General features: G+C 61.4%; 18 protein-coding genes. 9 read left to right on the top strand and 9 right to left on the bottom strand.

Going from position 1 to position 21,407, the window contains the following annotated elements; translation table 11 throughout:
* Nucleotides 1-46: 46 nt before the first annotated feature.
* The 3 genes from rpsD to ACR0LW_RS16595 all read right to left on the bottom strand — a co-directional run bounded on the left by rpsD (nucleotide 47) and on the right by ACR0LW_RS16595 (nucleotide 3,912).
* Complete coding sequence (rpsD, locus tag ACR0LW_RS16605; RefSeq protein ID WP_039537647.1) at nucleotides 47-667, bottom strand: 30S ribosomal protein S4; 621 nt, start codon at nucleotides 665-667, stop codon at nucleotides 47-49.
* Nucleotides 668-978: 311 nt separating this feature from the next.
* A complete protein-coding gene (locus tag ACR0LW_RS16600; RefSeq protein ID WP_480883385.1) occupies nucleotides 979-1,443 on the bottom strand; it encodes a hypothetical protein in 465 nt (154 codons plus the stop codon).
* A 186-nt stretch (nucleotides 1,444-1,629) separates the two neighbouring features.
* Nucleotides 1,630-3,912, bottom strand: coding sequence for an adenosylcobalamin-dependent ribonucleoside-diphosphate reductase (locus ACR0LW_RS16595; RefSeq protein ID WP_480883383.1), 2,283 nt, complete (start codon nucleotides 3,910-3,912; stop codon nucleotides 1,630-1,632).
* Nucleotides 3,913-4,041: 129 nt separating this feature from the next.
* Between ACR0LW_RS16595 and ACR0LW_RS16590 the strand changes: the two genes are divergently transcribed.
* Nucleotides 4,042-4,473, top strand: coding sequence for a DUF1489 family protein (locus tag ACR0LW_RS16590; protein WP_480883381.1), 432 nt, complete (start codon nucleotides 4,042-4,044; stop codon nucleotides 4,471-4,473).
* Between the two features lie 100 nt (nucleotides 4,474-4,573).
* A complete protein-coding gene (locus ACR0LW_RS16585) occupies nucleotides 4,574-4,954 on the top strand; it encodes a hypothetical protein (protein ID WP_170521642.1) in 381 nt (126 codons plus the stop codon).
* Here ACR0LW_RS16585 and hisG read toward each other — a convergent pair.
* Genes hisG through hisS form a run of 3 tightly spaced genes read right to left on the bottom strand, consistent with a single transcriptional unit; the run spans nucleotide 4,951 to nucleotide 8,222 of the window.
* The gene (gene hisG, locus ACR0LW_RS16580) at nucleotides 4,951-5,646 is read right to left on the bottom strand and encodes an ATP phosphoribosyltransferase (protein ID WP_480883379.1); all 696 of its coding nucleotides are present in this window, start codon (nucleotides 5,644-5,646) and stop codon (nucleotides 4,951-4,953) included. The genes ACR0LW_RS16585 and hisG overlap by 4 nt on opposite strands.
* Complete coding sequence (locus ACR0LW_RS16575; protein ID WP_480883377.1) at nucleotides 5,643-6,731, bottom strand: ATP phosphoribosyltransferase regulatory subunit; 1,089 nt, start codon at nucleotides 6,729-6,731, stop codon at nucleotides 5,643-5,645. Before ACR0LW_RS16575 ends, hisG begins: the two co-directional genes overlap by 4 nt.
* Nucleotides 6,732-6,734: 3 nt before the next feature.
* The gene (gene hisS / locus ACR0LW_RS16570; protein ID WP_480883375.1) at nucleotides 6,735-8,222 is read right to left on the bottom strand and encodes a histidine--tRNA ligase; all 1,488 of its coding nucleotides are present in this window, start codon (nucleotides 8,220-8,222) and stop codon (nucleotides 6,735-6,737) included.
* Nucleotides 8,223-8,348: 126 nt separating this feature from the next.
* Here hisS and ACR0LW_RS16565 point away from each other — a divergent pair, with 126 nt between their 5' ends.
* The gene (locus ACR0LW_RS16565; RefSeq protein WP_170631925.1) at nucleotides 8,349-8,543 is read left to right on the top strand and encodes a SlyX family protein; all 195 of its coding nucleotides are present in this window, start codon (nucleotides 8,349-8,351) and stop codon (nucleotides 8,541-8,543) included.
* Between the two features lie 4 nt (nucleotides 8,544-8,547).
* Here the strand turns inward: ACR0LW_RS16565 and ACR0LW_RS16560 are convergent, their stop codons facing one another.
* The 3 genes from ACR0LW_RS16560 to dnaE all read right to left on the bottom strand — a co-directional run bounded on the left by ACR0LW_RS16560 (nucleotide 8,548) and on the right by dnaE (nucleotide 12,746).
* Complete coding sequence (locus ACR0LW_RS16560; RefSeq protein ID WP_480883373.1) at nucleotides 8,548-8,910, bottom strand: hypothetical protein; 363 nt, start codon at nucleotides 8,908-8,910, stop codon at nucleotides 8,548-8,550.
* Nucleotides 8,911-8,921: 11 nt separating this feature from the next.
* On the bottom strand, nucleotides 8,922-9,134 hold the full coding sequence (locus ACR0LW_RS16555) for a YMGG-like glycine zipper-containing protein (RefSeq protein WP_480883371.1): 213 nt from the start codon (nucleotides 9,132-9,134) through the stop codon (nucleotides 8,922-8,924).
* An 84-nt stretch (nucleotides 9,135-9,218) separates the two neighbouring features.
* Nucleotides 9,219-12,746, bottom strand: a complete 3,528-nt coding sequence (gene dnaE, locus ACR0LW_RS16550) for a DNA polymerase III subunit alpha (RefSeq protein ID WP_480883369.1) — start codon at nucleotides 12,744-12,746, stop codon at nucleotides 9,219-9,221.
* 344 nt (nucleotides 12,747-13,090) lie between these two features.
* Here dnaE and xdhA point away from each other — a divergent pair, with 344 nt between their 5' ends.
* The 6 genes from xdhA (at nucleotide 13,091) to ACR0LW_RS16520 (ending at nucleotide 21,402) form a co-directional block, all read left to right on the top strand.
* The gene (gene xdhA, locus ACR0LW_RS16545; RefSeq protein WP_480582693.1) at nucleotides 13,091-14,488 is read left to right on the top strand and encodes a xanthine dehydrogenase small subunit; all 1,398 of its coding nucleotides are present in this window, start codon (nucleotides 13,091-13,093) and stop codon (nucleotides 14,486-14,488) included.
* Entirely contained in the window at nucleotides 14,485-16,887 is a 2,403-nt protein-coding gene (gene xdhB, locus ACR0LW_RS16540; protein WP_480883367.1) for a xanthine dehydrogenase molybdopterin binding subunit, read from the top strand. The genes xdhA and xdhB overlap by 4 nt, the downstream gene beginning before the upstream one ends.
* Nucleotides 16,887-17,822: a xanthine dehydrogenase accessory protein XdhC gene (gene xdhC / locus ACR0LW_RS16535; RefSeq protein WP_480883365.1), complete on the top strand. Its 936-nt coding sequence runs from the start codon at nucleotides 16,887-16,889 to the stop codon at nucleotides 17,820-17,822. The genes xdhB and xdhC overlap by 1 nt, the downstream gene beginning before the upstream one ends.
* Nucleotides 17,819-19,336, top strand: a complete 1,518-nt coding sequence (locus ACR0LW_RS16530; protein WP_480883363.1) for an ABC transporter ATP-binding protein — start codon at nucleotides 17,819-17,821, stop codon at nucleotides 19,334-19,336. The genes xdhC and ACR0LW_RS16530 overlap by 4 nt, the downstream gene beginning before the upstream one ends.
* A gap of 63 nt (nucleotides 19,337-19,399) precedes the next feature.
* Nucleotides 19,400-20,482 carry an ABC transporter permease gene (locus ACR0LW_RS16525; RefSeq protein WP_170631911.1) on the top strand — a complete coding sequence of 361 codons (1,083 nt, stop codon included), beginning with the start codon at nucleotides 19,400-19,402 and terminating at the stop codon, nucleotides 20,480-20,482.
* Nucleotides 20,482-21,402: an ABC transporter permease gene (locus ACR0LW_RS16520; RefSeq protein ID WP_170452756.1), complete on the top strand. Its 921-nt coding sequence runs from the start codon at nucleotides 20,482-20,484 to the stop codon at nucleotides 21,400-21,402. The genes ACR0LW_RS16525 and ACR0LW_RS16520 overlap by 1 nt, the downstream gene beginning before the upstream one ends.
* Nucleotides 21,403-21,407: the final 5 nt, after the last annotated feature.

The following is a 21,407-nucleotide window of genomic DNA, read 5'->3' as shown; positions in this document are numbered from 1 at the left end:
GTCGCGCTGAAAGCGCGGCACTTTGGATCAGGTCTAACGGCGAAGATCAGTTCTTCGCGTAGAATTCAACAACCAGGTTCGGTTCCATGACGACCGGATAGGGAACATCACCCAGACCCGGAGCGCGAACGAAGGTCGCAGTCATTTTAGAATGATCCGCGTCGATGTAGTCAGGCACATCACGCTCGGCCAGAGCAGCGGCTTCCAGAACAACAGCCAGTTGCTTGGACTTGTCGCGCACTTCGATCACATCGCCTTCTTTGACGCGGTAGCTGGGGATGTTGACCCGCTTGCCGTTCACTTTGACATGGCCGTGGTTCACGAACTGACGCGCGGCAAACACAGTCGGCACGAACTTGGCGCGATAGACAACGGCGTCCAGACGGCGCTCCAGCAGACCGATCAGGTTTTCACCGGTGTCGCCTTTGACACGCTCGGCTTCGGCGTAGATGCGGCGGAACTGCTTCTCGGTCAGGTCGCCATAGTAGCCTTTCAGCTTCTGCTTGGCGCGCAGCTGCAGACCAAAGTCCGACAGTTTGCCCTTGCGGCGCTGGCCGTGCTGGCCGGGGCCGTATTCGCGACGGTTGACCGGGGATTTCGGACGACCCCAGATGTTTTCGCCCATCCGGCGGTCGATTTTGTACTTGGCAGACGTGCGTTTGGTCACGGCTGATCTCCTTTACTGTGGCATTTCAGCTTGATCCGAAAACCGGTTCCCACTGTTCGGGCCGAAATAGCGTCTCCGCTCGGACCGTTCGGTTCCAGTTTAGACCAGACATCATGCCGGGTTATAAAGGGCGTTGTCCTCTTGAGGTTTCCCCCATGACAGGCATCCCCTTGCGGGGGCCACCAACACCAATGAAGCCGCGCTTATATCTGCAGATCAGTCAGAGTCAATAAGCTATTCGGCAAGAATTTCCCGGGAAAAGGGCGCAATTCGAAAGGCCGCAGGTCGCTAAGCCTGGATTGCCGACGCGCCTAGGTCTTCCGCGTCACAGCGTGCAGCGGAAAGGGAACGACGGTCGCGTCCTGCGGCGGCTCGATAAACGCCTGACCGCCAAAATCCGAAACGTCGCAGATCCAGAAAGACTGATCGCGCGGTGGGCACCCGTCCGAGAACACAAAGGTCGGGTCAATCTCGCCGTCCTGAACAACCAGATCCGCGCTGAACCGTTGCGCGCCATTGGTCAGAACGACCGAGCCAAAAGCCTCACCGGAGATTTCCCGAACAATCGCAAATCGGTCGCTGGTCCGAGAGGATACAGCGCCAATACCGCCCGCCCGTTCAACCGCTTGCTCGGCACCATCGCTCAGCAGAACAGCCTGCCCGCGCCAGGACCACGCAGCCCCAACGACCAAAAAAGCCAGAGGCGCCGCCTCAAGCTCATCAAGCTCTGTCTGTTTCCACGATATGGCTATACGACCGCTTTGCCCTGGTCTCATCTGCCCGCTCAAACCTTTCAACATCCCACCACTTACTCACACGTCCATATCAACCCTGAATTCGGCGAAAAAGAGACCGAATTCAAGCAATCCGAAGATTGTTGCAAAACTGATTCAAATGGGCACCGATCAGTTCGCTGCCCTTCCCTGTTACAACCGGGTGTCAGACGTCAAATAACAGATAAGTTACCCGCACTTAGAGTGGCCGCAGCTGCGACAGGTCATGCAGCCTTCGATCATGACCATATCGAACTGACCACAGGATGGGCAGGCCTTGCCGCGTGGGGCGTCCATGTTCACCACCTGCGCCTGCGGGTCGGATTTCAGGCCCATCCCCTCGCCTTCCAGAAAGCCGATGCTGATCATGTGCTGTTCGATCACACCGCCGATCGCCGCCAGGATCGAGGGGATGTACTTGCCCTTGACCCAGGCCCCACCACGCGGGTCGAACACCGCCTTCAGTTCCTCGACCACAAAGGACACGTCTCCGCCACGCCGGAACACGGCCGAGATCATTCGGGTCAAGGCCAGCGTCCAGGCGTAATGCTCCATGTTCTTCGAGTTGATGAACACCTCGAACGGGCGGCGGCGGCCTCCGATGACGATATCGTTGATCGTCAGGTAGATGGCGTGTTCACTGTCGGGCCATTTCAGCTTGTAGGTCGACCCCTCCAGCGCTTGCGGGCGATCCAGCGGTTCGGACATATACACGACCTCGCCACCATCGACCTCATGCGGCGCATCGGCGCTTTCGCCCGGCGCCTTGTCGTCGCTCTCTGACACAGTCAGGACCGAGCCGGTCACGTCGTTGGGGCGATAAGTCGTACAGCCTTTGCAGCCTTGATCCCAGGCCTGCATATAGACATCCTTGAAGGCGTCAAAGCTGATGTCTTCGGGGCAGTTGATCGTCTTCGAAATCGAACTGTCGATCCATTTCTGCGCCGCCGCCTGCATTTTCACATGATCGGACGGCGACAGAGTCTGCGCGTTCACGAAGTAATCCGGTAGATCCGCGTCGCCGAACTTGTCGCGCCACATCTGCACCGCGTAGTCGATGACCTCTTCCTCGGTGCGCGAGCCGTCCTTCTGCAACACCTTACGCGTGTAGGCATAAGCAAAGACCGGCTCGATCCCCGAAGACACGTTGCCAGCATACAGAGAAATCGTCCCAGTGGGCGCAATCGAGGTCAGCAGCGCATTGCGGATACCGTGTTCGCGGATCGCATCGCGCACGTCGTCATCCATCTGCTGCATCGTGCCGCTGGCCAGATATTTCTCGGCATCGAACAGCGGGAACGCCCCTTTCTCCTTTGCCAAGTCCACCGACGCCAGATATGCGGCGCGGGCAATCGCGTGCAACCAGCGCTCGGTCTGACGCGCCGCCTCGTCGGACCCATAGCGCAGGCCCAGCATTAGCAGCGCATCGGCCAGACCGGTCACACCCAGCCCGATCCGGCGCTTGGCCTGTGCCTCGGCCGCCTGTTCGGGCAGCGGGAATTTCGAGGCATCCACCACGTTGTCCATCATCCGAACGGCAGTGGCGACCAGCTCCTGCATCGCGGCCTCGTCCAGATGCGCGGCATCTTCGAACGGCTCGGCCACCAGACGTGCCAGGTTGATCGAACCCAGCAGGCAGGCGCCATAAGGCGGCAGAGGTTGCTCTCCGCATGGGTTCGTCGCTGCGATGGTTTCAACATAGCTGAGGTTGTTGGCCTTGTTGATCCGGTCGATGAAAATCACACCCGGCTCGGCATAGTCATAGGTCGCCTGCATGATCTTGTTCCACAGATCGCGGGCCTGAACGGTGTGATAGACTTTGTCGCCGAACACCAGCTCCCACGGGCCGTCGGCCTTGACGGCCTCCATGAAGGCATCGGTCACCAGCACGGACATGTTGAACATGCGCAGGCGGGCCGGGTCGGATTTGGCTGTGATGAACTGTTCGATATCCGGGTGATCGCAGCGCATGGTCGCCATCATCGCCCCGCGACGCGAGCCTGCGGACATGATCGTCCGGCACATCGCGTCCCACACATCCATGAATGACAGCGGGCCAGAGGCATCCGCCGCCACCCCATGCACATCCGCGCCACGCGGGCGGATGGTTGAGAAATCGTAGCCGATGCCCCCGCCCTGTTGCATCGTCAGCGCCGCCTCTTTCAGCATGTCGAAAATACCGCCCATGCTGTCCGGTACGGTGCCCATGACGAAACAGTTGAACAATGTCACCTGACGCGCTGTGCCTGCGCCTGCGGTAATGCGCCCGGCGGGCAGGTATTTGAAATCCTCCAGCGCCGCAAAGAACTTATCCTCCCAATGCGCCGAGTCAGCCTCAACCCGCGCCAGGTCGCGGGCGATGCGCCGCCAGCTGTCCTCGACCGTCTGGTCGATGGGCGTGCCATCCGCCTGTTTGAAACGGTATTTCATGTCCCAGATCTGCTCGGCGATGGGGGCGGCAAAGCGGCTCATTGGTGATTCCCTGTTCTGAAAGAGGTATCCAGACTACCCCAATACACACACCTGCCACAACACCTTGATGACACCGGCCAGCGAGCTACAATATAAAGATGGGCCTCGGGACGACTCTGTGGGAAAGCTGTGGATAACTACGTAAACCTCATAAAACTCTCGGTCGGCTCGGAAAGCGTCGAGACACTGCAAGCGTGGCAGGACAGTCGCAAGCCTCTGTATGAGGACGGCTGCCCGCGCCATGTCACCCGCATGTGGCCAAAGCGCGAGGCCGAGATTCTGAATGGCGGGTCAATCTATTGGGTGATCAAGGGCGTCATCCAATGCCGCCAGCGCATCTTGCGTCTGGACGAGGTCCGCGGCGAGGATGGCATCCGCCGCTGCGCCATTGTGCTGGACCCCGAGGTGCATCGCACCCAGACCGCCCTGAAACGCCCGTTTCAAGGCTGGCGTTACCTCAAGCCCGAGGACACCCCTGCCGACCTGCCGAAAACCCGCGAACAGGACGACGCCCTGCCCGACGATCTAAACCGCGCGCTGGCGGAAATCGGGGTGCTGTAAAAACCAACGTCAACTCGTCCTCAGGTCTGCGCGTTGTGGATGCGCCAAAAAACACGTAAAGTGCCCATTTAATTTATTAAGTTAACGAGGGCACTTTATGATGAATGGACAAATCCGGACAATTTTATTGGCGGCTGTTTGTGTGGCAGGTGGAACGAGCGTTCTTGCTGCCCCAAAGGACGGAAAATACAGCCTGACAGTACCTTCAAAAAACCCCTTTCCAGTGACGGTCACCATTGCCAGCGGCAACATTGCTGGTATCACATCCTCCACGCTGCAAAACATCAACGGCGCCAGCGTTTCGGGGAACAGCAAAAAGCAATCCATCAGTTTCAGCTTCGACAGCGCGAACTGCGGAGGCGGCAACACCGGCACCATGACATTCGACCTGAGAAAGAATGTCGTTTTCAAAAAATGGAAGGGGACGTGCGGGTCAAAACGTTTTGACGTCAGCAAATCTGTGACCGCTGCCCCTGATTAGGTTTTGCTCACCCGGTCCATCACTTCTGCAAGCACACACTTGTCATCAGGCGAATAACTGGCCACCCGGCTGCGCCACAGGGTCGCCTGTGACTGCAACACAAGCCCGTCCGTCAGGATTTTCAGGTGATTGGCGCGCAGGGTTTCGCCGCTGGATGTAATGTCCGCAATCGCCTCGGCGGTTTCGTTCATCACCGTGCCCTCGGTCGCGCCCTGACTGTCGACCAGCGTGTAATCGGCCACGCCTGCGTCCGTTAGAAACTCCCGCACCAAACGGTGATATTTGGTGGCAATCCGCAGCCGGTGGCCGTGGGTCTTGCGGAAGGCCGCCGCTGCCGCATCCAGATCGTCCAGCGTGTCCACATCGACCCAGCAGGCGGGCGTGGCGATGATCAGGTCGGCCTTACCGAACCCAAGCCGCGAGACTTCTTCGACCTGCTGCTCCCAGCGCGGCAATTTTTCCTGCACCAGATCAAGGCCGGTTACACCCAGATGAATCCGTCCCGCCGCAAGTTCGCGCGGGATTTCCCCGGCGGACAGCAGGATCAGGGAAACACCCTCGATGCCTTCGACCTTGCCCGCATATTCCCGGTCCGACCCGCTGCGCGACAGGGTGATGCCGCGCTTTTCGAACCACGAAAAGGTCTTGTCCATCAACCGGCCCTTCGAGGGCACGCCCAGTTTCAGGCTCATTGCGCGTCCTCCTCAACCTCAAGCATCAGGTCCGGGCGCAGCACGCCGCCCACGGCGGGGATTTCCGCGCCATTGCCCAATTGCCGCGTCAGCGCGTCATAGCGCCCGCCAGTGGCGATGGGGGGCAGATCGGGGCGGCCCTCGGCATAGAAACCAAAGACAAACCCGTCGTAGTATTCCATCGACGTGCGGCCGTAGGCGGCCTCGAAATCCAGCCTCTCCACATCGACACCACGCGCCTGCAGCGAGGCCACCCGCGCCTCGAGCCGGTCCAGCGCCGGGGTGATCTGCGGCAGGTCAACTGCCACGTCACGCAGCTGCTCCAACGCAAAAGGCATGGTTTCACGCACGTTCAGCAGCGTTTCCAACCCGACCAGCTCATTGTCGGAAATCGGCGGTGTGTCGCGATCCTCGCGCAGGGCTTCAATCCGCGCTTCGATCTCAGAGGCGCGGCGTTTGCCGATCATCGGGGCGTCGATGGCCAGAGGGTCGGCTGCATCCAACAGCGTATCGCGCCCTTCGGGGCCAGACTTACGCCCGGCGAACCGGTCCAGCAGAGTACGGAACCGGCGCGGTCGCCACAGATGCCGCATCAGCGCATCCTTGCGCCTATCGGTCGTACGCAGGCCCCGCACGGCGGCTGTCAGGATACCGATATCCCCGGTGGCCGCACGCAGGGGCAGCCCGCGCAATTGCAGCGCAAACAGCGAGAACACCTCGGCATCCGCCCCGGCGGGATCATTGCGGTCAAAGACCTCGTACCCAACCTGAATATATTCGTTGGACCGGTCCGGGTCGTGCTCCTGCCGCCGAAACACCTCGCCGGAATAGGTATAACGCGCGGGCTCGGCCCCATCGTTCATATGCATCTGCACCACGGGCAGCGTGAAATCCGGGCGCAGCATCTGTTCACCGCGCAGCGCGTCCGAGGTCACATAGGCACGGGCGCGGATGTCTTCGCCATAAAGGTCCAGCAGCGTGTCCGCCGGTTGCAGCAGCGGCGTGTCCACCACCTGCGCCCCGGCGGCCTCGAACCGCACCCGCATCATCGCGGCGCGGGCCTGTATCTGGGAACGGTTGGGCATGGCTCAGTCCTGACTGTCCAGAATTTCGCGGACCTTGGCGACCAGATCGCCGCGCGGCACTTCTAACTGGCTGGGGCGTTCTTTCCATTCTTCCAGCGTGGCGCTTTCGGCGATCTTCGCGCCAAGGATCAGGTCCTTGATCTGCACGATCCCGTTTGCCTTTTCGTCACCACCTTCGATCACCGCAATCGGAGAGTTTCGCTTATCCGCATATTTCAGCTGATTGCCAAAGTTCTTGGGGTTGCCCAGATAAACCTCGGCCCGGATGCCCGCATTGCGCAGCTCGGCCACCATGGCCTGATAGTCGGCCATGCGGTCACGGTCCATCACGGTGACAACCACGGGGCCAGTGGCCTGCGCGGCGATGCGGCCCTTTTCGCGCAGGGCGGCCAGCAGGCGGTCAACGCCGATGGACACGCCGGTTGCAGGTACTTCCTGCCCAGTAAAGCGTTTGACCAGATCGTCATAGCGCCCGCCGCCCGAGACCGAGCCGAACTGCCGCTTGCGGCCTTTCTCGTCGAAAATCTCGAAGGTCAGTTCGGCCTCATAGACCGGCCCAGTGTAATACCCCAGGCCACGCACGACCGAGGGGTCAATCTCGATCCGGTCCGCACCGTATCCACCCGCATCCAACAGCGCGCCGATCTGTTCCAACTCGGCAATCCCGTCTGCACCAATCTTGCTGTCACCCACGGCGGCACGCAGGTTGGCCAGTGTTCCAGCGGTGTCTGCGGCCTTCGACGTCAGGAAGGCAATCACCGGCTCAGCCTGATCATCGCTCAGACCCACACCGTCGATAAACGCACCCGAAGCATCCAGGCGACCCTTGGTCAGTAACTCGCGCACCCCGGCCTCACCAACCTTGTCGAACTTGTCGATGGTGCGCAGGACGTTATCTCGGGCAGCGGCGTCTTCGCCCAAACCCATCGCCTCGAGCACGCCGTTCAGAACCTTGCGGTTGTTCACCCGCACCAGATAGTCGCCGCGCGGGATGCCGACGGTTTCCAGCGTGTCCGACAGCATCGCGCAAATCTCGGCATCCGCGGCCATCGAGGCCGTGCCCACCGTATCCGCATCACATTGATAAAACTGACGATAGCGCCCCGGCCCGGGCTTTTCGTTGCGCCAGACCGGACCCATCGCATAGCGGCGATAGGGCGTGGGCAGATCATTACGGTGCTGCGCATAGACACGGGCCAGAGGCGCGGTCAGGTCATAGCGCAGGGCCATCCAATCGCCCTTATCGTTTTCGTCCACTTCCTGCCACGCGAAGACACCCTCGTTCGGGCGATCCACATCGGGCAGGAACTTGCCCAGCGCCTCGACGGTTTCCACCGCGCTGCTCTCAAGCGCATCGAACCCGTAACGATGATAGACATCCGCAATAGCCCGCAGCATCTCGGTGCGCTGCGTGACTTCCTGGCCGAAATAGTCGCGGAACCCTTTCGGCGTGATGGCCTTGGGGCGGGGCTGTTTCTTGGGCTTGGCCATGTGGGGCGTCCTTGGGCGTTTAGTGTTCCGCGCGCGGTCTATCCCATGGCCCGCATCGGGGCAAGGCGCGCTTTGGCTGGCCTTGGCCCCAAAGGCCCGCTATGACCGTCGCGGAAGGAGCCCGCAATGCAGCAATTGGAAGAACAGATCGCCCATCTGACACGCACAGTGGAAGAACTGAACACGATCGTCACCGCGCAACAGGACGAAATCGACCGCCTGACCCGCCGCGTCGCGATGCTGTATCAACGCGAGGCCGAACGGGCGCAAGAAGGATCAGGCGGCATCGTCTATGGCGACGAACGACCGCCGCATTACTGAGGGGTCACAGCCCCAGCGTGGATTTCACCGCGTTATCGACCACACCGCCCAGAAGGGCATTCTTGTCCGCCGCGCAACCCTCGGACAGCGCCGCGATGAAGGCTTCGCGCAGTTGGGCTTTTTCCGCGTCCGTGGTTGCGTGATCTTCGATATTGATCTGACGATTATAAAGTGACAGGGCCGTCATCTTTTCGACAACGGCCACAACAAAGGCTTCGTCGCCATCCGCCTCTTCGGCGATCGATGCGCAAGTATAGTGCATCACAGGCAATGCATCCTGCACCATCTGCTCTGCTGCGTCATCAGCGAACGCGCCGCCCGGCAGTGACAGGCAAAGCCCGGCAGCAGCGATTTTGGACAGGGTCATACGCATCACGTTCATTTCCAGTTGTGTCCGATAATCGCACCGGCCACACCGCCGACTGCTGCGCCCTTGCCGTCGCCGATCAAAGCGCCGACACCCGCACCGATCAATGCGCCTTCGATTGTCTTTTTCTTCTTTTTGTCATCCGCAAAACCCGCAGTTGCCACCGAAAGCGAGATCGCCCCGGCCAACATCAGCGCCTTGGAGCCAATTCCTGAAAGTGCCAAACCAATGCCCTCCTGTTTCACAGGTCAATGAGAGTATGGGTTCAGCTTAGCTAGGCAAAAAGCCTGTGGCAACAAATCCCAGGGTCAGACCTCCTCGACCGACAGAACGCCATCCAGCGATTTGATCGCGCCCTTGATCTGCGGGTTGATCGGGAACTCCTGCCCCAGGTCCATCTCAACATCGCCCGGCAAGGTCGGGTCCATCAAACAGACCTGAATTGGCCCCTTCGACGCCCCCTTGGCGACGCTCGCCGCGTCCGCCAGCACCGTGGCGACGGTGGACAGGACCTGCGGTTGCTCCACAAAAATGCGCAGGCCGGTTGCCCCGGCCTCGGCAACTACCGAATCCGCCGGACCAACCGAGCGGCCCAGCAGTTTCAACTGATCGGCCTCCATGGTTGCCTCGGCCGTCAGGACCACCTGCGCGCCGGTTTCCAGAAACTCGCGGCATTTCTCCAACGTGTCCGAGAACAGCGTGACCTCATAAGCCCCCGTCGGGTCCGAGAGCTGGGCAAAGGCAAACCGGTTGCCGCGCGCGGATTTCCGTTCCTGCCGTCCGGCCACGACACCGGCCATTTTGGCGATCAACGGACCCGAGCGCGCCTTTTCCGTCACCTCGTCCAGCGTCAGCACCTGTTTGCGCTTCAGCGCGGGCATGTAGTCGTCCAGCGGATGGCCGGACAGGTAGAAGCCGATGGCCTTGAACTCTTCGCTCAGCCGTTCGGCGGGCAGCCAATCGGGCGTGGGCGACAGGCGGGGTTCGGGCAGGTCGTCCCCTGCCTCACCAAACAGCGACACCTGGTTCGAGTTCTTCTGTTCATGGATCGCCGCCGAATACTGCACCAGCGGATCAAGGCTTTCGAACACCCGGCGGCGGTTCTTGTCGAGCTGATCAAAGGCCCCGGCCCGCGCCATCATTTCCAGCGGGCGCTTGCCGACCTTTTTCAGGTCAACACGGCGGGCAAAGTCGAACAGGTTGACAAACGGTTTGTCGGCATTTTCGTCCTGCGCGCCTGCGGCGCGACGCCCCTCGACCACCAGATTCATCGCCTCAACGCCCACGTTTTTCAAAGCGCCCAGCGCATAGACCAACTCACCATTCACCACATCAAACGTCGCCAGCGAGCGGTTCACGCAGGGCGGCACATAGGGCAGTTCCAGCCCCTTGCGGACCTCTTCGAAATAAACGGCCAGCTTGTCGGTCAGGTGGATATCGCAGTTCATGACGCCCGCCATGAACTCGACCGGATGGTTCGCCTTCAGCCAACCGGTCTGATAGCTGACCACCGCATAGGCCGCGGCGTGGGACTTGTTGAAGCCGTAGTTGGCGAATTTCTCGAGCAGGTCGAAAACCTCGGACGCCTTCTTGGCGTCCACCCCATTCTCACCGGCACCCTTTTCAAACTTGGGCCGCTCGGCATCCATCGCCTCTTTGATCTTTTTACCCATCGCGCGGCGCAGCAGGTCGGCCCCGCCAAGGCTGTACCCCGCCATCACCTGAGCGATCTGCATCACCTGTTCCTGATAAACGATGATGCCCTGCGTTTCTTCAAGGATATGGTCGATCAGAGGGTGAACAGATTCGATCTTGCGCAGCCCGTTCTTGACCTCGCAATAGGTCGGGATGTTCTCCATCGGACCGGGACGATAGAGCGCCACCAGCGCCACGATATCCTCGATACAGGTGGGTTTCATGCGCTTGAGCGCATCCATCATGCCGGTGGATTCCACCTGGAACACCGCCACCGTCTTGGCCGCAGAATAAAGCTTGTAGGTCGCCTCATCATCCAGCGGGATGGCGTTGATCTGGTTCTCGGCCCCGTCGGCTGGTTCATAGAGCTCCGTACCATCCGCCGCCACATGCAAGGGCCGCCCGGATTTGAAGATCAGGTCCATCGCATTCTGGATCACGGTCAGCGTTTTCAGCCCCAGAAAGTCGAACTTCACCAACCCGGCCTGTTCCACCCATTTCATGTTGAACTGGGTCGCAGGCATATCGGATCGCGGATCCTGATAGAGCGGCACCAGCGCATCCAGTGGCCGGTCGCCAATCACCACCCCGGCGGCGTGGGTCGAGGCATTTCGCAGCAACCCCTCGACCTGCTGGCCATAATTCAGCAGGCGTTCCACAACCTCTTCGTTGCGTGCCTCTTCACGCAGGCGGGGTTCGTCTTTCAGCGCCTTTTCGATGGAAACGGGTTTCACCCCTTCAACCGGGATCATCTTGGACAGGCGATCCACCTGCCCATAAGGCATCTGCAGCACCCGCCCGATATCGCGCACGGCAGCCTTGGACAGCAAAGCACCAAAGGTGATGATCTGCCCCACCTTGTCGCGCCCGTATTTCTGCTGCACGTAACGGATCACCTCTTCGCGGCGATCCATGCAAAAGTCGATATCGAAGTCGGGCATCGACACCCGCTCGGGGTTCAGGAAGCGTTCGAACAGCAAGCTGTAGCGCAACGGGTCAAGGTCGGTGATCGTCAGCGCATAGGCCACCAGCGATCCCGCGCCCGAGCCCCGCCCCGGCCCGACAGGGATGTCTTCATCCTTGGCCCACTGAATAAAGTCCGCAACGATCAGGAAATAGCCGGGAAAGCCCATGCCTTCGATGATGCCCAGCTCGAAATCCAGCCGTTCCTGATACTCCTCGGCGCTCACCGCGTGGGGGATCACGGCCAGACGTTTTTGCAGGCCTTCATTGGCGATGCGGCGCAGTTCGGCCACCTCGTCATCGGCAAATTTCGGCAGGATCGGATCGCGGCGATAAGCCATGAAGGCGCAACGCCGCGCGATCTCAACCGTGTTCTCAATCGCCTCGGGCAGATCAGCGAACAGCGTCACCATCTCTTGCTGCGACTTGAAATAATGCTGCGCGGTCAGACGGCGGCGGCCCTCCTGCTGATCGACATAGGCCCCTTCCGAGATACAGATCAGCGCATCATGCGCCTCATACATATCCGAGGTCGGGAAATAGACGTCATTGGTGGCAACCAGCGGCAGGTTCTTGGCATAGGCCATCTCGACATGGCCGCGCTCGGTCAGGCGTTCGGCCTCGGGCTGGCCGCCCTCGCCGGGATGGCGCTGCAACTCGATATACAGCCGATCCGGGAACATCCCCGCCAGCCGGTCTACCAGAGCCTCAGCCGCCGGGCGCTGCCCTTGCTGCAACAGCATCCCAACCGGCCCGTCCGGCCCGCCGGACAGGCAGATCAGACCATCCGACCGGTCCGCTAACTCGTCCAGCGTCACCTGCGGCAACTGCCCGCCCTTGTCCACATAAAGGCAGGAACTCAGTTTCATCAGGTTCTCATACCCCACCTCGGACTGCGCCAGCAGCACCAGCGGCGCGGGCGCTTTGGGCTTTTCACCGGGCTGCGCCTGCACATAGGTCAGATCGACCTGACACCCCATGATCGGCTGCACCCCGGCCCCGCTGGCGGTGACGGAAAACTCCAGCGCCGAGAACATCGAATTGGTGTCGGTCACCGCAACGGCGGGCATCTCGGCCTTCTCACAAAGCGCGGGCAGCTTTTTCAGCCGCACGGCGCCTTCCAGCAGGGAATATTCGGTGTGAACGCGGAGGTGAATGAATCGTGGGGAACTGCTCATGACCCCTACGCTATCCCAGCCAGAGGCGCGGCAAAAGCGGGAACCGACGCTTTGGGATGCCTAAAAAATCGGCGCTGATTATTCGTCTTTTTCAGAAGGTGCTTCGGGGGCCGCGGCTAGGCCGCTGCAGAAAACGCTTTAATTTCAATCGCCTGAACATTACTGAAAACCCGCACCTTCGCGCCGACTGGGGGTAATGGTACATCACATAGGCAGTTTTTCTTGCCAGAGAACCTGCCCTGTTTCTAACATCACACGGCAAGCACTCCGCCCGCCACTCTTTCTACGTCGCATCGAAGGAGGGCACCCAAGGGCGCAACCGGGTAACGCGACGGGTTTCTCGTATGACGATCACGTTTCTTCTGAACGGAGAGACAGTGGAACTGGCGGATGTCGATCCGACAGCCACCCTGCTGGACTGGCTGCGCGAGGATCGCGGCCTGACCGGCACCAAGGAAGGTTGCAACGAAGGCGACTGCGGCGCCTGCACCGTCATGGTGACGGATGCGGATGGCCACAAGGCGCTCAATTCCTGCATTCTGTTCCTGCCCCAGTTACACGGCAAAGCGGTCCGCACCGTCGAAGGGGCCAGCGGTCCAAACGGCGAAGCCCACCCGGTGCAACAGGCCATGGTCGACCTGCATGGCTCGCAATGCGGCTTCTGCACCCCGGGCTTCGTGATGTCGATGGTCGCAAGCCACGCCACCGGTGCCACCGATCACGACACGCAACTGGCCGGAAACCTCTGCCGCTGCACCGGCTACGCCCCGATCATCCGCGCCGCCCAAGCCGCCGAACCAAAACCGACACCGGACTGGATCACCAACGACCAGTCCTTCTCTTGTTCAAAAATACCTCGGGGGGAGGCCGCAGGCCGGGGGGCAGAGCCCCCCTTCCTCCCCAACAACTCCGACGAACTGGCAGCTCTTTATGCCGACCACCCCAACGCCACCCTGATCGCAGGGGCCACCGATGTCGGGCTCTGGGTCACCAAGCAGTTGCGCGATCTCGACTCGGTGATTTTCCTCAGCCGCTGCGACGACCTGAAACAGATCACCATCACCGATGACGAAATCCGCTTTGGTGCCATGGTCGACATGAATCGCATGGGCGAGGCGCTGGCCGATCTGCACCCTTCCTATGCAGAAATGATCCGCCGCTATGCCAGCGTTCAGGTGCGCCACGCGGCCACCGTGGGCGGCAACATCGCCAACGGCTCGCCCATCGGGGACAACCCGCCTGCCCTGATCGCGCTGAACGCCACGCTGCACCTGCGCAAAGGCGACAGCCGCCGGGCCCTGCCGCTTGAGCAGTTCTTCATCGACTACGGCAAGCAGGACCGCACCCCGGGCGAGTTCGTCGAGGCCGTCAGCTTCCCGCGTCAACCCGACCGGCTGAAGGCGTATAAACTCAGCAAACGGTTCGATCAGGATATCTCGGCCGTCTGCGGCTGTTTCAACATCACCGTCTCGGACGGCACCATCACCCGGGCGCGCATCGCGTTTGGCGGCATGGCGGCCATCCCGAAACGGGCAACCCATGTCGAGGCCGCGTTGATCGGCAACCCGTGGACGCGCGACACCATTCAGGCCGCGCTTCCCGCCTTTGCCGACGATTTCACACCACTCACGGACATGCGCGCCTCGGCCACCTATCGACTGGAAACCGCCAAAGCGATGCTCGAAAGATATTTCCTCGAAGATCAGGGTGAGGTGACAAACGTGCTGGAGGTATCGGCATGAGCGTGACCAAACCCCTGCCGCATGACGCGGCACCGCTGCATGTCTCGGGCACCGCGCGCTATGTGGACGACATCCCGACCCCCAAAGGATCGCTGCATCTGGCCTTTGGCCTTAGCCCGATTGCCAAGGGCAGGATCACCGCGATGGACCTGTCTGCGGCGAAAGCAGCCGACGGGGTCGTCGCGGTCCTGACCGCCGACGACCTGCCCTTTGCCAACGACGTCTCGCCCTCGATCCACGATGAACCGCTGCTGTCGGACGGCACCGTGCACTATATCGGCCAGCCGGTTTTCCTTGTGGTTGCGACCAGCCATCTGGCCGCCCGCAAAGCCGCGCGACTGGGGCAGATCGACTATGCCGAAGACACCCCGATCTTGACGGTTGAAGAGGCCCTGGCCGCCGACAGCCGGTTCGAAGACGGCCCGCGCATCTACGCCAAAGGCGACGCCGACGCGGCCATCGCGGGTGCGGCCCATGTGATCGAAGGCACGTTCGAGATTGGCGGGCAGGAGCATTTCTACCTCGAAGGGCAGGCCGCGCTGGCCGTGCCGAACGAGGGCGGCGACATGCTGGTCCAAAGCTCGACCCAGCACCCGACCGAGATTCAGCACAAGGTGGCGGACGCCCTGGGCGTGCCCATGCACGCGGTCCGGGTTGAGACCCGGCGGATGGGCGGTGGCTTCGGCGGCAAGGAAAGTCAGGGCAACGCTCTGGCCGTCGCCTGCGCCGTGGCGGCGCGGGCAACCGGCAAAGCCTGCAAGATGCGCTATGACCGCGATGATGACATGACCATCACCGGCAAGCGCCACGCGTTCCGGATTTCCTACAAGGCCGGGTTCGATGACAATGGCCACATTCAGGGCGTCTCGTTCCTGCAATATGCGATCTGCGGCTGGGCGCAGGACCTGTCCCTGCCCGTCGCCGACCGCGCCATGCTGCATTCGGACAACGCCTATCTGCTGCCCAACGCCCGCATCGAAAGCCACCGGCTGAAGACCAACACCCAATCTGCCACCGCCTATCGCGGCTTTGGCGGCCCGCAGGGAATGGTCGGGATCGAGCGTGTGATGGACCACGCCGCACATGAGTTGGGACTGGACCCGGTCGAGCTGCGGCGGCGGAACTACTACGAGCCTGCGCATGTTGTTGCTGACCCTGTTCTCACGGAAAAACCGCTCGGCCACCCTGACCCGCACGAAGACCTGACCAGCCGCGGCGCGGTTGAGACCGGCAACGCCCCGGTACGCCCACTGCCCGCAGGAGGCAACACCACCCCCTACGGCATGGAGGTCAGCGATTTCGAGCTGCACGGCATGACTCAGGCGCTGCTGAAATCCAGCGACTATACCGCGCGCAAGGCCACCATCGAGAAATGGAACGCCGAGAACGCTGTCATCAAGAAAGGCATCGCCTTTTCTCCGGTCAAGTTCGGCATCTCCTTCACGCTGACCCACCTCAATCAGGCGGGGGCGCTGGTGCATGTCTATCAGGATGGCTCGGTCCACCTGAACCACGGCGGCACGGAAATGGGTCAGGGCCTGTTCCAGAAGGTGGCGCAGGTCGCGGCCTCGCGCTTTGGTATCCCGTTGGAGATGGTGAAGATCACGGCCACCGATACAGCCAAGGTGCCGAATACATCGGCCACGGCGGCCTCATCGGGCAGTGATCTGAACGGCATGGCGGTCAAGGCCGCCTGCGATACGATCCGCGACCGGATGGCTGACTATCTGGCCGAACGGCATCAGGCCGACCCGTCGACCGTGACCTTCTCGGACGGGCATGTATCGGTCGGTGAGGAACGCTATACCTTCGCCGAGGCTGCTGCGCTGGTCTATCAGGGCCGGGTCAGCCTGTCGGCGACCGGTTTCTACAAGACGCCCAAGATCGAGTGGGACCGGATCAAGGGCCGGGGTCGTCCGTTCTTCTACTTTGCCTATGGGGCCTCGGTGACCGAGGTTGCCGTGGACACTCTGACCGGCGAAAACCGCATTCTGCGCACGGATATCCTGCACGATGCGGGTGCCTCGCTGAACCCCGCGCTGGATATCGGACAGGTTGAAGGCGGCTATGTGCAGGGCGCGGGCTGGTTGACGACCGAGGAACTGGTCTGGGACGACAAGGGCAATCTGCGCACCCACGCGCCCTCGACCTACAAGATCCCCGCTTGTTCCGACCGGCCCGACATCTTCAACGTCGCGCTCTGGGACGGAGAGAACCGCGAGGATACGATCTATCGCTCAAAAGCGGTGGGCGAGCCGCCCTTCATGCTGGGCATCTCGGCCTGGCTGGCACTGTCGAATGCGGTGGCGGCCTGCGGGGATGGATACCCGGCATTGGATGCCCCCGCCACGGCCGAGGAAATCTGGCGCGGCGTCCAAAGGATGAAGGGAGGCATCTGATGGGATTTGATCTGGAGGCTTTGAGGGAGGCGGTCAAAACCCACGGAAAAGTGGTCCGGGTGGTCATCGCCGGGATTAAAGGGTCGTCCCCGCGCGAGGTCGGTGCCGCAATGCTGGTCTGGGAGGAAGGGCAATCGGGCACCATCGGCGGCGGTACGTTGGAGTATCAGGCGGCGCAAGCTGCGCGCCATCAAACCGACCACGTACGGCTGAGCCAACACGCGCTTGGCCCGGATATGGGCCAGTGCTGCGGCGGGGCGGTGTCGCTGCTGAGCGAGGTTTATGACCTTGATACGGTGAACGGTCTTGATGACAAGATCATCGCTCGCCCGGTTTCGGGTGGCGAAATGCCCCTATCCGTCAAACGGCTGCTGGCGCGGGCGCGTGGTCAGGGCATCGAGCCAGACCCGCAATTGATTGATGGCTGGATGGTCGAACCGGTTCACCAAACGGCTCGCAATCTTTGGATTTGGGGCGCTGGCCATGTGGGCCGGGCGTTGGTTGACGTTCTGTCGCCCCTGCCCGACCTGGCCCTCACATGGGTTGATACCGGGCCAGAGCGCTTCCCTGAAACCGTACCGCACGGCATTACCGTCGTCCCAGCGGCAAAACCGGCCGAGTTGGTGCGCCACGCGCCGCGCGATGCCGAGCATCTGGTGCTGACTTATTCACACAATCTGGACCTGGAACTGTGCAACCGGCTGCTTTTGCACGATTTCCGCTTTGCTGGGCTGATTGGCTCGGCTACGAAATGGGCGCGATTCCGGTCGCGGTTGGCGGCCCTTGGGCATCCGCCCGAGCGGATCAGCCGGATCACCTGTCCAATCGGTGACCCCGGCCTGGGCAAGCACCCGCAGATGATCGCCGTTGGCGTCGCGGCACAGCTGCTGCGCCCGACCCGGCGGAACGAATTGAAGAAGGACCTGAGCGCGTGACCACTCCACTTCTAAGCTTGCAAGGGCTGACCAAAGCCTATCCCGGCGTCGTGGCCAATGATCAGGTGTCCTTTGACATCGGTGAAGGCGAGGTTCACGCCTTGCTGGGCGAAAATGGCGCGGGGAAATCCACGCTGGTGAAGATGATCTATGGGCTGGTGAAGCCCGACAGCGGCACCATGCTGCTGCGCGGCCAACCCTTTGCTCCGCCTGAACCCCGCGCGGCGCGGGCAGACGGTATTGCGATGGTGTTCCAGCATTTCTCGCTGTTTGACGCGCTGAATGTGGCCGAGAACATTGCTCTGGGGATGGAGAACCCGCCCCCGATGGGCGATCTGGCCTCGCGCATTCGACAAGTGTCCGAGACCTATGGCCTGCCCCTGGACCCGTACCGCACGGTCGGTGATCTGTCCGCCGGAGAACGTCAGCGGGTCGAGATCATTCGGTGTCTGCTGCAAGACCCCAAGCTGCTGATCATGGACGAACCGACCAGCGTGCTGACCCCGCAAGAGGTCGAAATCCTGTTCGAGACGCTGAACAAGCTGCGGTCCGAGGGCACCTCGATCCTGTATATCTCGCACAAGCTGGAGGAAATCCGCACGCTGTGTGACCACGCAACGATCCTGCGTCTGGGCAAGAATGTGGGCGAATGTGTGCCAAGTGAGACCTCGGCGCGGGATATGGCCGAGATGATGGTTGGCTCGACCCTGCAGACCCCGGAACGGTCCGGTCGCGAGTTCGGCGAGGTTGCGCTGGATGTCAGCGGCTTGTCGGTGCCGTCGCCGTCGGAGTTCGGGACGGCGTTGAAGAACGTGCATATGACCGTCCGCAAGGGCGAGGTTCTGGGCATCGGTGGCGTTGCCGGGAACGGACAAGATGAATTGCTGGGGGTTCTGTCGGGTGAAATCACGACAGCCGCTGATGCAATCAAGTTCAACGGACAGCCGGTTGGCAAACTTGGACCGAGCGCGCGCCGGAAGCTGGGCGTGCTGACAGCACCCGAGGAACGGCTGGGCCACGCGGCGGCACCGGATATGAGCCTGACTGAGAATGCCCTGCTGACCGGATCGGTCCGCGAAGGGCTGGAGAGCAACGGTTTTCTGAAATGGGCAGAAACCAAGGGTTTCGCCGAAAAGATCATCGAGGCGTTCGACGTGCGCACGCCGGGGCCGGAGAATGCGGCGCGGTCGCTGTCAGGCGGCAATCTGCAGAAATTCGTGATCGGTCGCGAAGTGCTGCAGAACCCCGACGTGCTGGTGGTGAACCAGCCGACCTGGGGTGTTGACGCGGCGGCTGCGGCCTCAATCCGGCAGGCGATTCTGGATCTGGCGGCCAAGGGGACAGCGGTTGTCTGTATCTCGCAGGATCTGGATGAGTTGATGGAAATCTCGGACAGCTTTGCCGCCCTGAACGAAGGACGGCTGAGCGCGCCACGCCCGACGACGGGCCTGACCGTGGACGAGATCGGCCTGATGATGGGCGGCGCGCATGGCATGGAGGTGGCGCATGTGTAAGCTGATGAACCGCCTCCGGCGGCCGTATTTTCAACGAGAAGAAGAACTTAGGGGGATGAGCAGGTGATTGTGTTGGAGAAGCGGCCGCAGCCGTCGAAGGCGTGGTCTTATGCGACCCCCTTGGTGGCGGTGCTGGCGACCATGGTATTTGGTGGCATTCTATTCGCCATTTTGGGCAAGAACCCTGTCGAGGCCATTGGCACCATTTTCTGGGAACCGCTGTTCGGTGAGTTTGCCTTTTACTACCGCCCGCAATTGCTGGTCAAAGGCGCGCCGTTGGTTCTGATCGCCATTGGTCTGTCGCTGGGCTTCCGCGCGGGCATCTGGAATATCGGGGCCGAGGGGCAGTATATCATGGGCGCCATTTTCGGCGCGGGCGCTGGTCTGGCGTTTTATCCGCTGGAGGCGTTCTATATCTTTCCGATCATGGTGATCGCCGGGGCGTTCGGCGGCTGGCTCTGGGCGATGATCCCGGCCTTTCTGAAAGTGCGTTTTGGCACAAACGAAATCCTTGTGTCGCTGATGCTGGTCTATGTGGCCGAGCAGATGCTGGCCTCGGTTTCGCTGGGGCTGTTGAAAAACCCCGAAGGGTTCGGCTTTCCCGGCTCGCGCAACCTGCAATCTTATGACAGCGCGCATAATGCCGAGTTGATTGCAGGTTCCGGTATGCATTGGGGCGTCGTGACCGCGCTGATCGCTGTGATCTTTGCCTATGTACTATTGAACCGCCATATGCTGGGCTTCCACATCCGCCTGACCGGCGAAGCCCCGAGGGCCGCGAAATTCGCAGGCGTGAACCCGGCGCGCCTGATCCTGTTCTGCCTCGGCCTGTCCGGTGCATTGGCCGGATTGGCGGGGATGTTCGAGGTGTCCGGCCCATCCGGTGTGGTCAGCATCGACTTTAACGTGGGCTATGGCTTTACCGCGATCATCGTGGCCTTTCTCGGCCGGTTGCATCCGGTGGGCATTCTGCTGGCCGGTGGCCTGATGGCGCTGACCTATATCGGCGGCGAAATCGCACAATCCCAGCTTGGCCTGCCCGCCGCCGCCATTCAGGTATTCCAGGGGATGCTGCTGTTCTTCCTGCTGGCCTTCGATCTTTTGACCAACTACCGCATCCGTGCGGCCCGTAGCGAGGTAGCGTAATGGACCTTGGTGAAATCAACCCCGTCCTTCTGGTCGCCTCGCTGATGGTGGCCGCAACCCCCCTGCTGCTGGCCGCGATCGGAGAGCTGGTCGTCGAAAAGGCTGGCGTTCTGAACCTTGGCGTCGAGGGCATGATGATCGTGGGTGCCATCAGCGGCTTTGCGATCTCGGTCGAGACCGGCTCGCCCTGGCTGGGCTTTATTGCTGCCGCGATTGGCGGCGCCGTGCTGTCCCTGCTGTTTGTGCTGCTGACGCAGGTGGCACTGGCCAATCAGGTGGCAAGTGGTTTGGCGCTGACGCTGTTTGGACTGGGGTTCAGTGCGCTGATGGGTCAAAGCTATGTCGGGGTCAAACCCCCCAGCATGGGCGACATCCATATTCCCTTGATCAGTGATATCCCGGTGATTGGGCCGATCCTGTTCCAGCATGATCCGATCCTGTATGTCGGCATTGCGTTGACCGCCGCTGTTTGGGCCACGCTGAAATACACGCGCGTCGGTCTGATCCTGCGTGCAGTGGGCGAAAACCACGACGCGGCACATGCCCTGGGCTACAAGGTCATCAAGATCCGCATTCTGGCGATCCTGTTCGGCGGGGCCTGCGCGGGCCTGGGCGGGGCTTACATCAGCCTGATCCGCGTGCCGCAATGGACCGAGGGCATGACGGCTGGCGTGGGATGGATCGCCTTGGCGCTGGTGGTGTTTGCCAGCTGGAAACCCTGGCGCGCCTTGCTGGGCGCCTATTTGTTCGGCGGAATCACAGTGTTGCAGCTTAATTTGCAGGCAGCGGGCGTTGCCATCCCTGTCGAGTATCTGGCAATGTCGCCCTATATCATCACGATCCTTGTGCTTGTGATCCTTTCGGCCGACAAGAGCAGCGCACCTGCCTCACTGGGCCGGATCTTCCATGCCTCACACTAGGGGCC

This window comes from Ruegeria sp. N4 (assembly GCF_056531425.1).
The sequence above is the reverse complement of the archived record's forward strand: the minus strand, read 5'-3'. Positions and strand labels throughout refer to the sequence as shown.

Excerpts from the sequence above, each read along its gene's own strand:
- ACR0LW_RS16595 (WP_480883383.1), bottom strand. The coding sequence starts at position 3,912 with ATGAGCCGCTTTGCCGCCCCCATCGCCGAGCAGATCTGGGACATGAAA.
- dnaE (WP_480883369.1), bottom strand. The coding sequence starts at position 12,746 with ATGAGCAGTTCCCCACGATTCATTCACCTCCGCGTTCACACCGAATAT.
- hisS (WP_480883375.1), bottom strand. The coding sequence starts at position 8,222 with ATGGCCAAGCCCAAGAAACAGCCCCGCCCCAAGGCCATCACGCCGAAA.
- xdhC (WP_480883365.1), top strand. The coding sequence starts at position 16,887 with ATGGGATTTGATCTGGAGGCTTTGAGGGAGGCGGTCAAAACCCACGGA.
- ACR0LW_RS16560 (WP_480883373.1), bottom strand. The coding sequence starts at position 8,910 with ATGACCCTGTCCAAAATCGCTGCTGCCGGGCTTTGCCTGTCACTGCCG.
- ACR0LW_RS16600 (WP_480883385.1), bottom strand. The coding sequence starts at position 1,443 with ATGAGACCAGGGCAAAGCGGTCGTATAGCCATATCGTGGAAACAGACA.
- ACR0LW_RS16575 (WP_480883377.1), bottom strand. The coding sequence starts at position 6,731 with ATGCCCAACCGTTCCCAGATACAGGCCCGCGCCGCGATGATGCGGGTG.
- ACR0LW_RS16585 (WP_170521642.1), top strand. The coding sequence starts at position 4,574 with ATGAATGGACAAATCCGGACAATTTTATTGGCGGCTGTTTGTGTGGCA.
- hisG (WP_480883379.1), bottom strand. The coding sequence starts at position 5,646 with ATGAGCCTGAAACTGGGCGTGCCCTCGAAGGGCCGGTTGATGGACAAG.
- xdhA (WP_480582693.1), top strand. The coding sequence starts at position 13,091 with ATGACGATCACGTTTCTTCTGAACGGAGAGACAGTGGAACTGGCGGAT.
- xdhB (WP_480883367.1), top strand. The coding sequence starts at position 14,485 with ATGAGCGTGACCAAACCCCTGCCGCATGACGCGGCACCGCTGCATGTC.
- ACR0LW_RS16565 (WP_170631925.1), top strand. The coding sequence starts at position 8,349 with ATGCAGCAATTGGAAGAACAGATCGCCCATCTGACACGCACAGTGGAA.
- ACR0LW_RS16520 (WP_170452756.1), top strand. The coding sequence starts at position 20,482 with ATGGACCTTGGTGAAATCAACCCCGTCCTTCTGGTCGCCTCGCTGATG.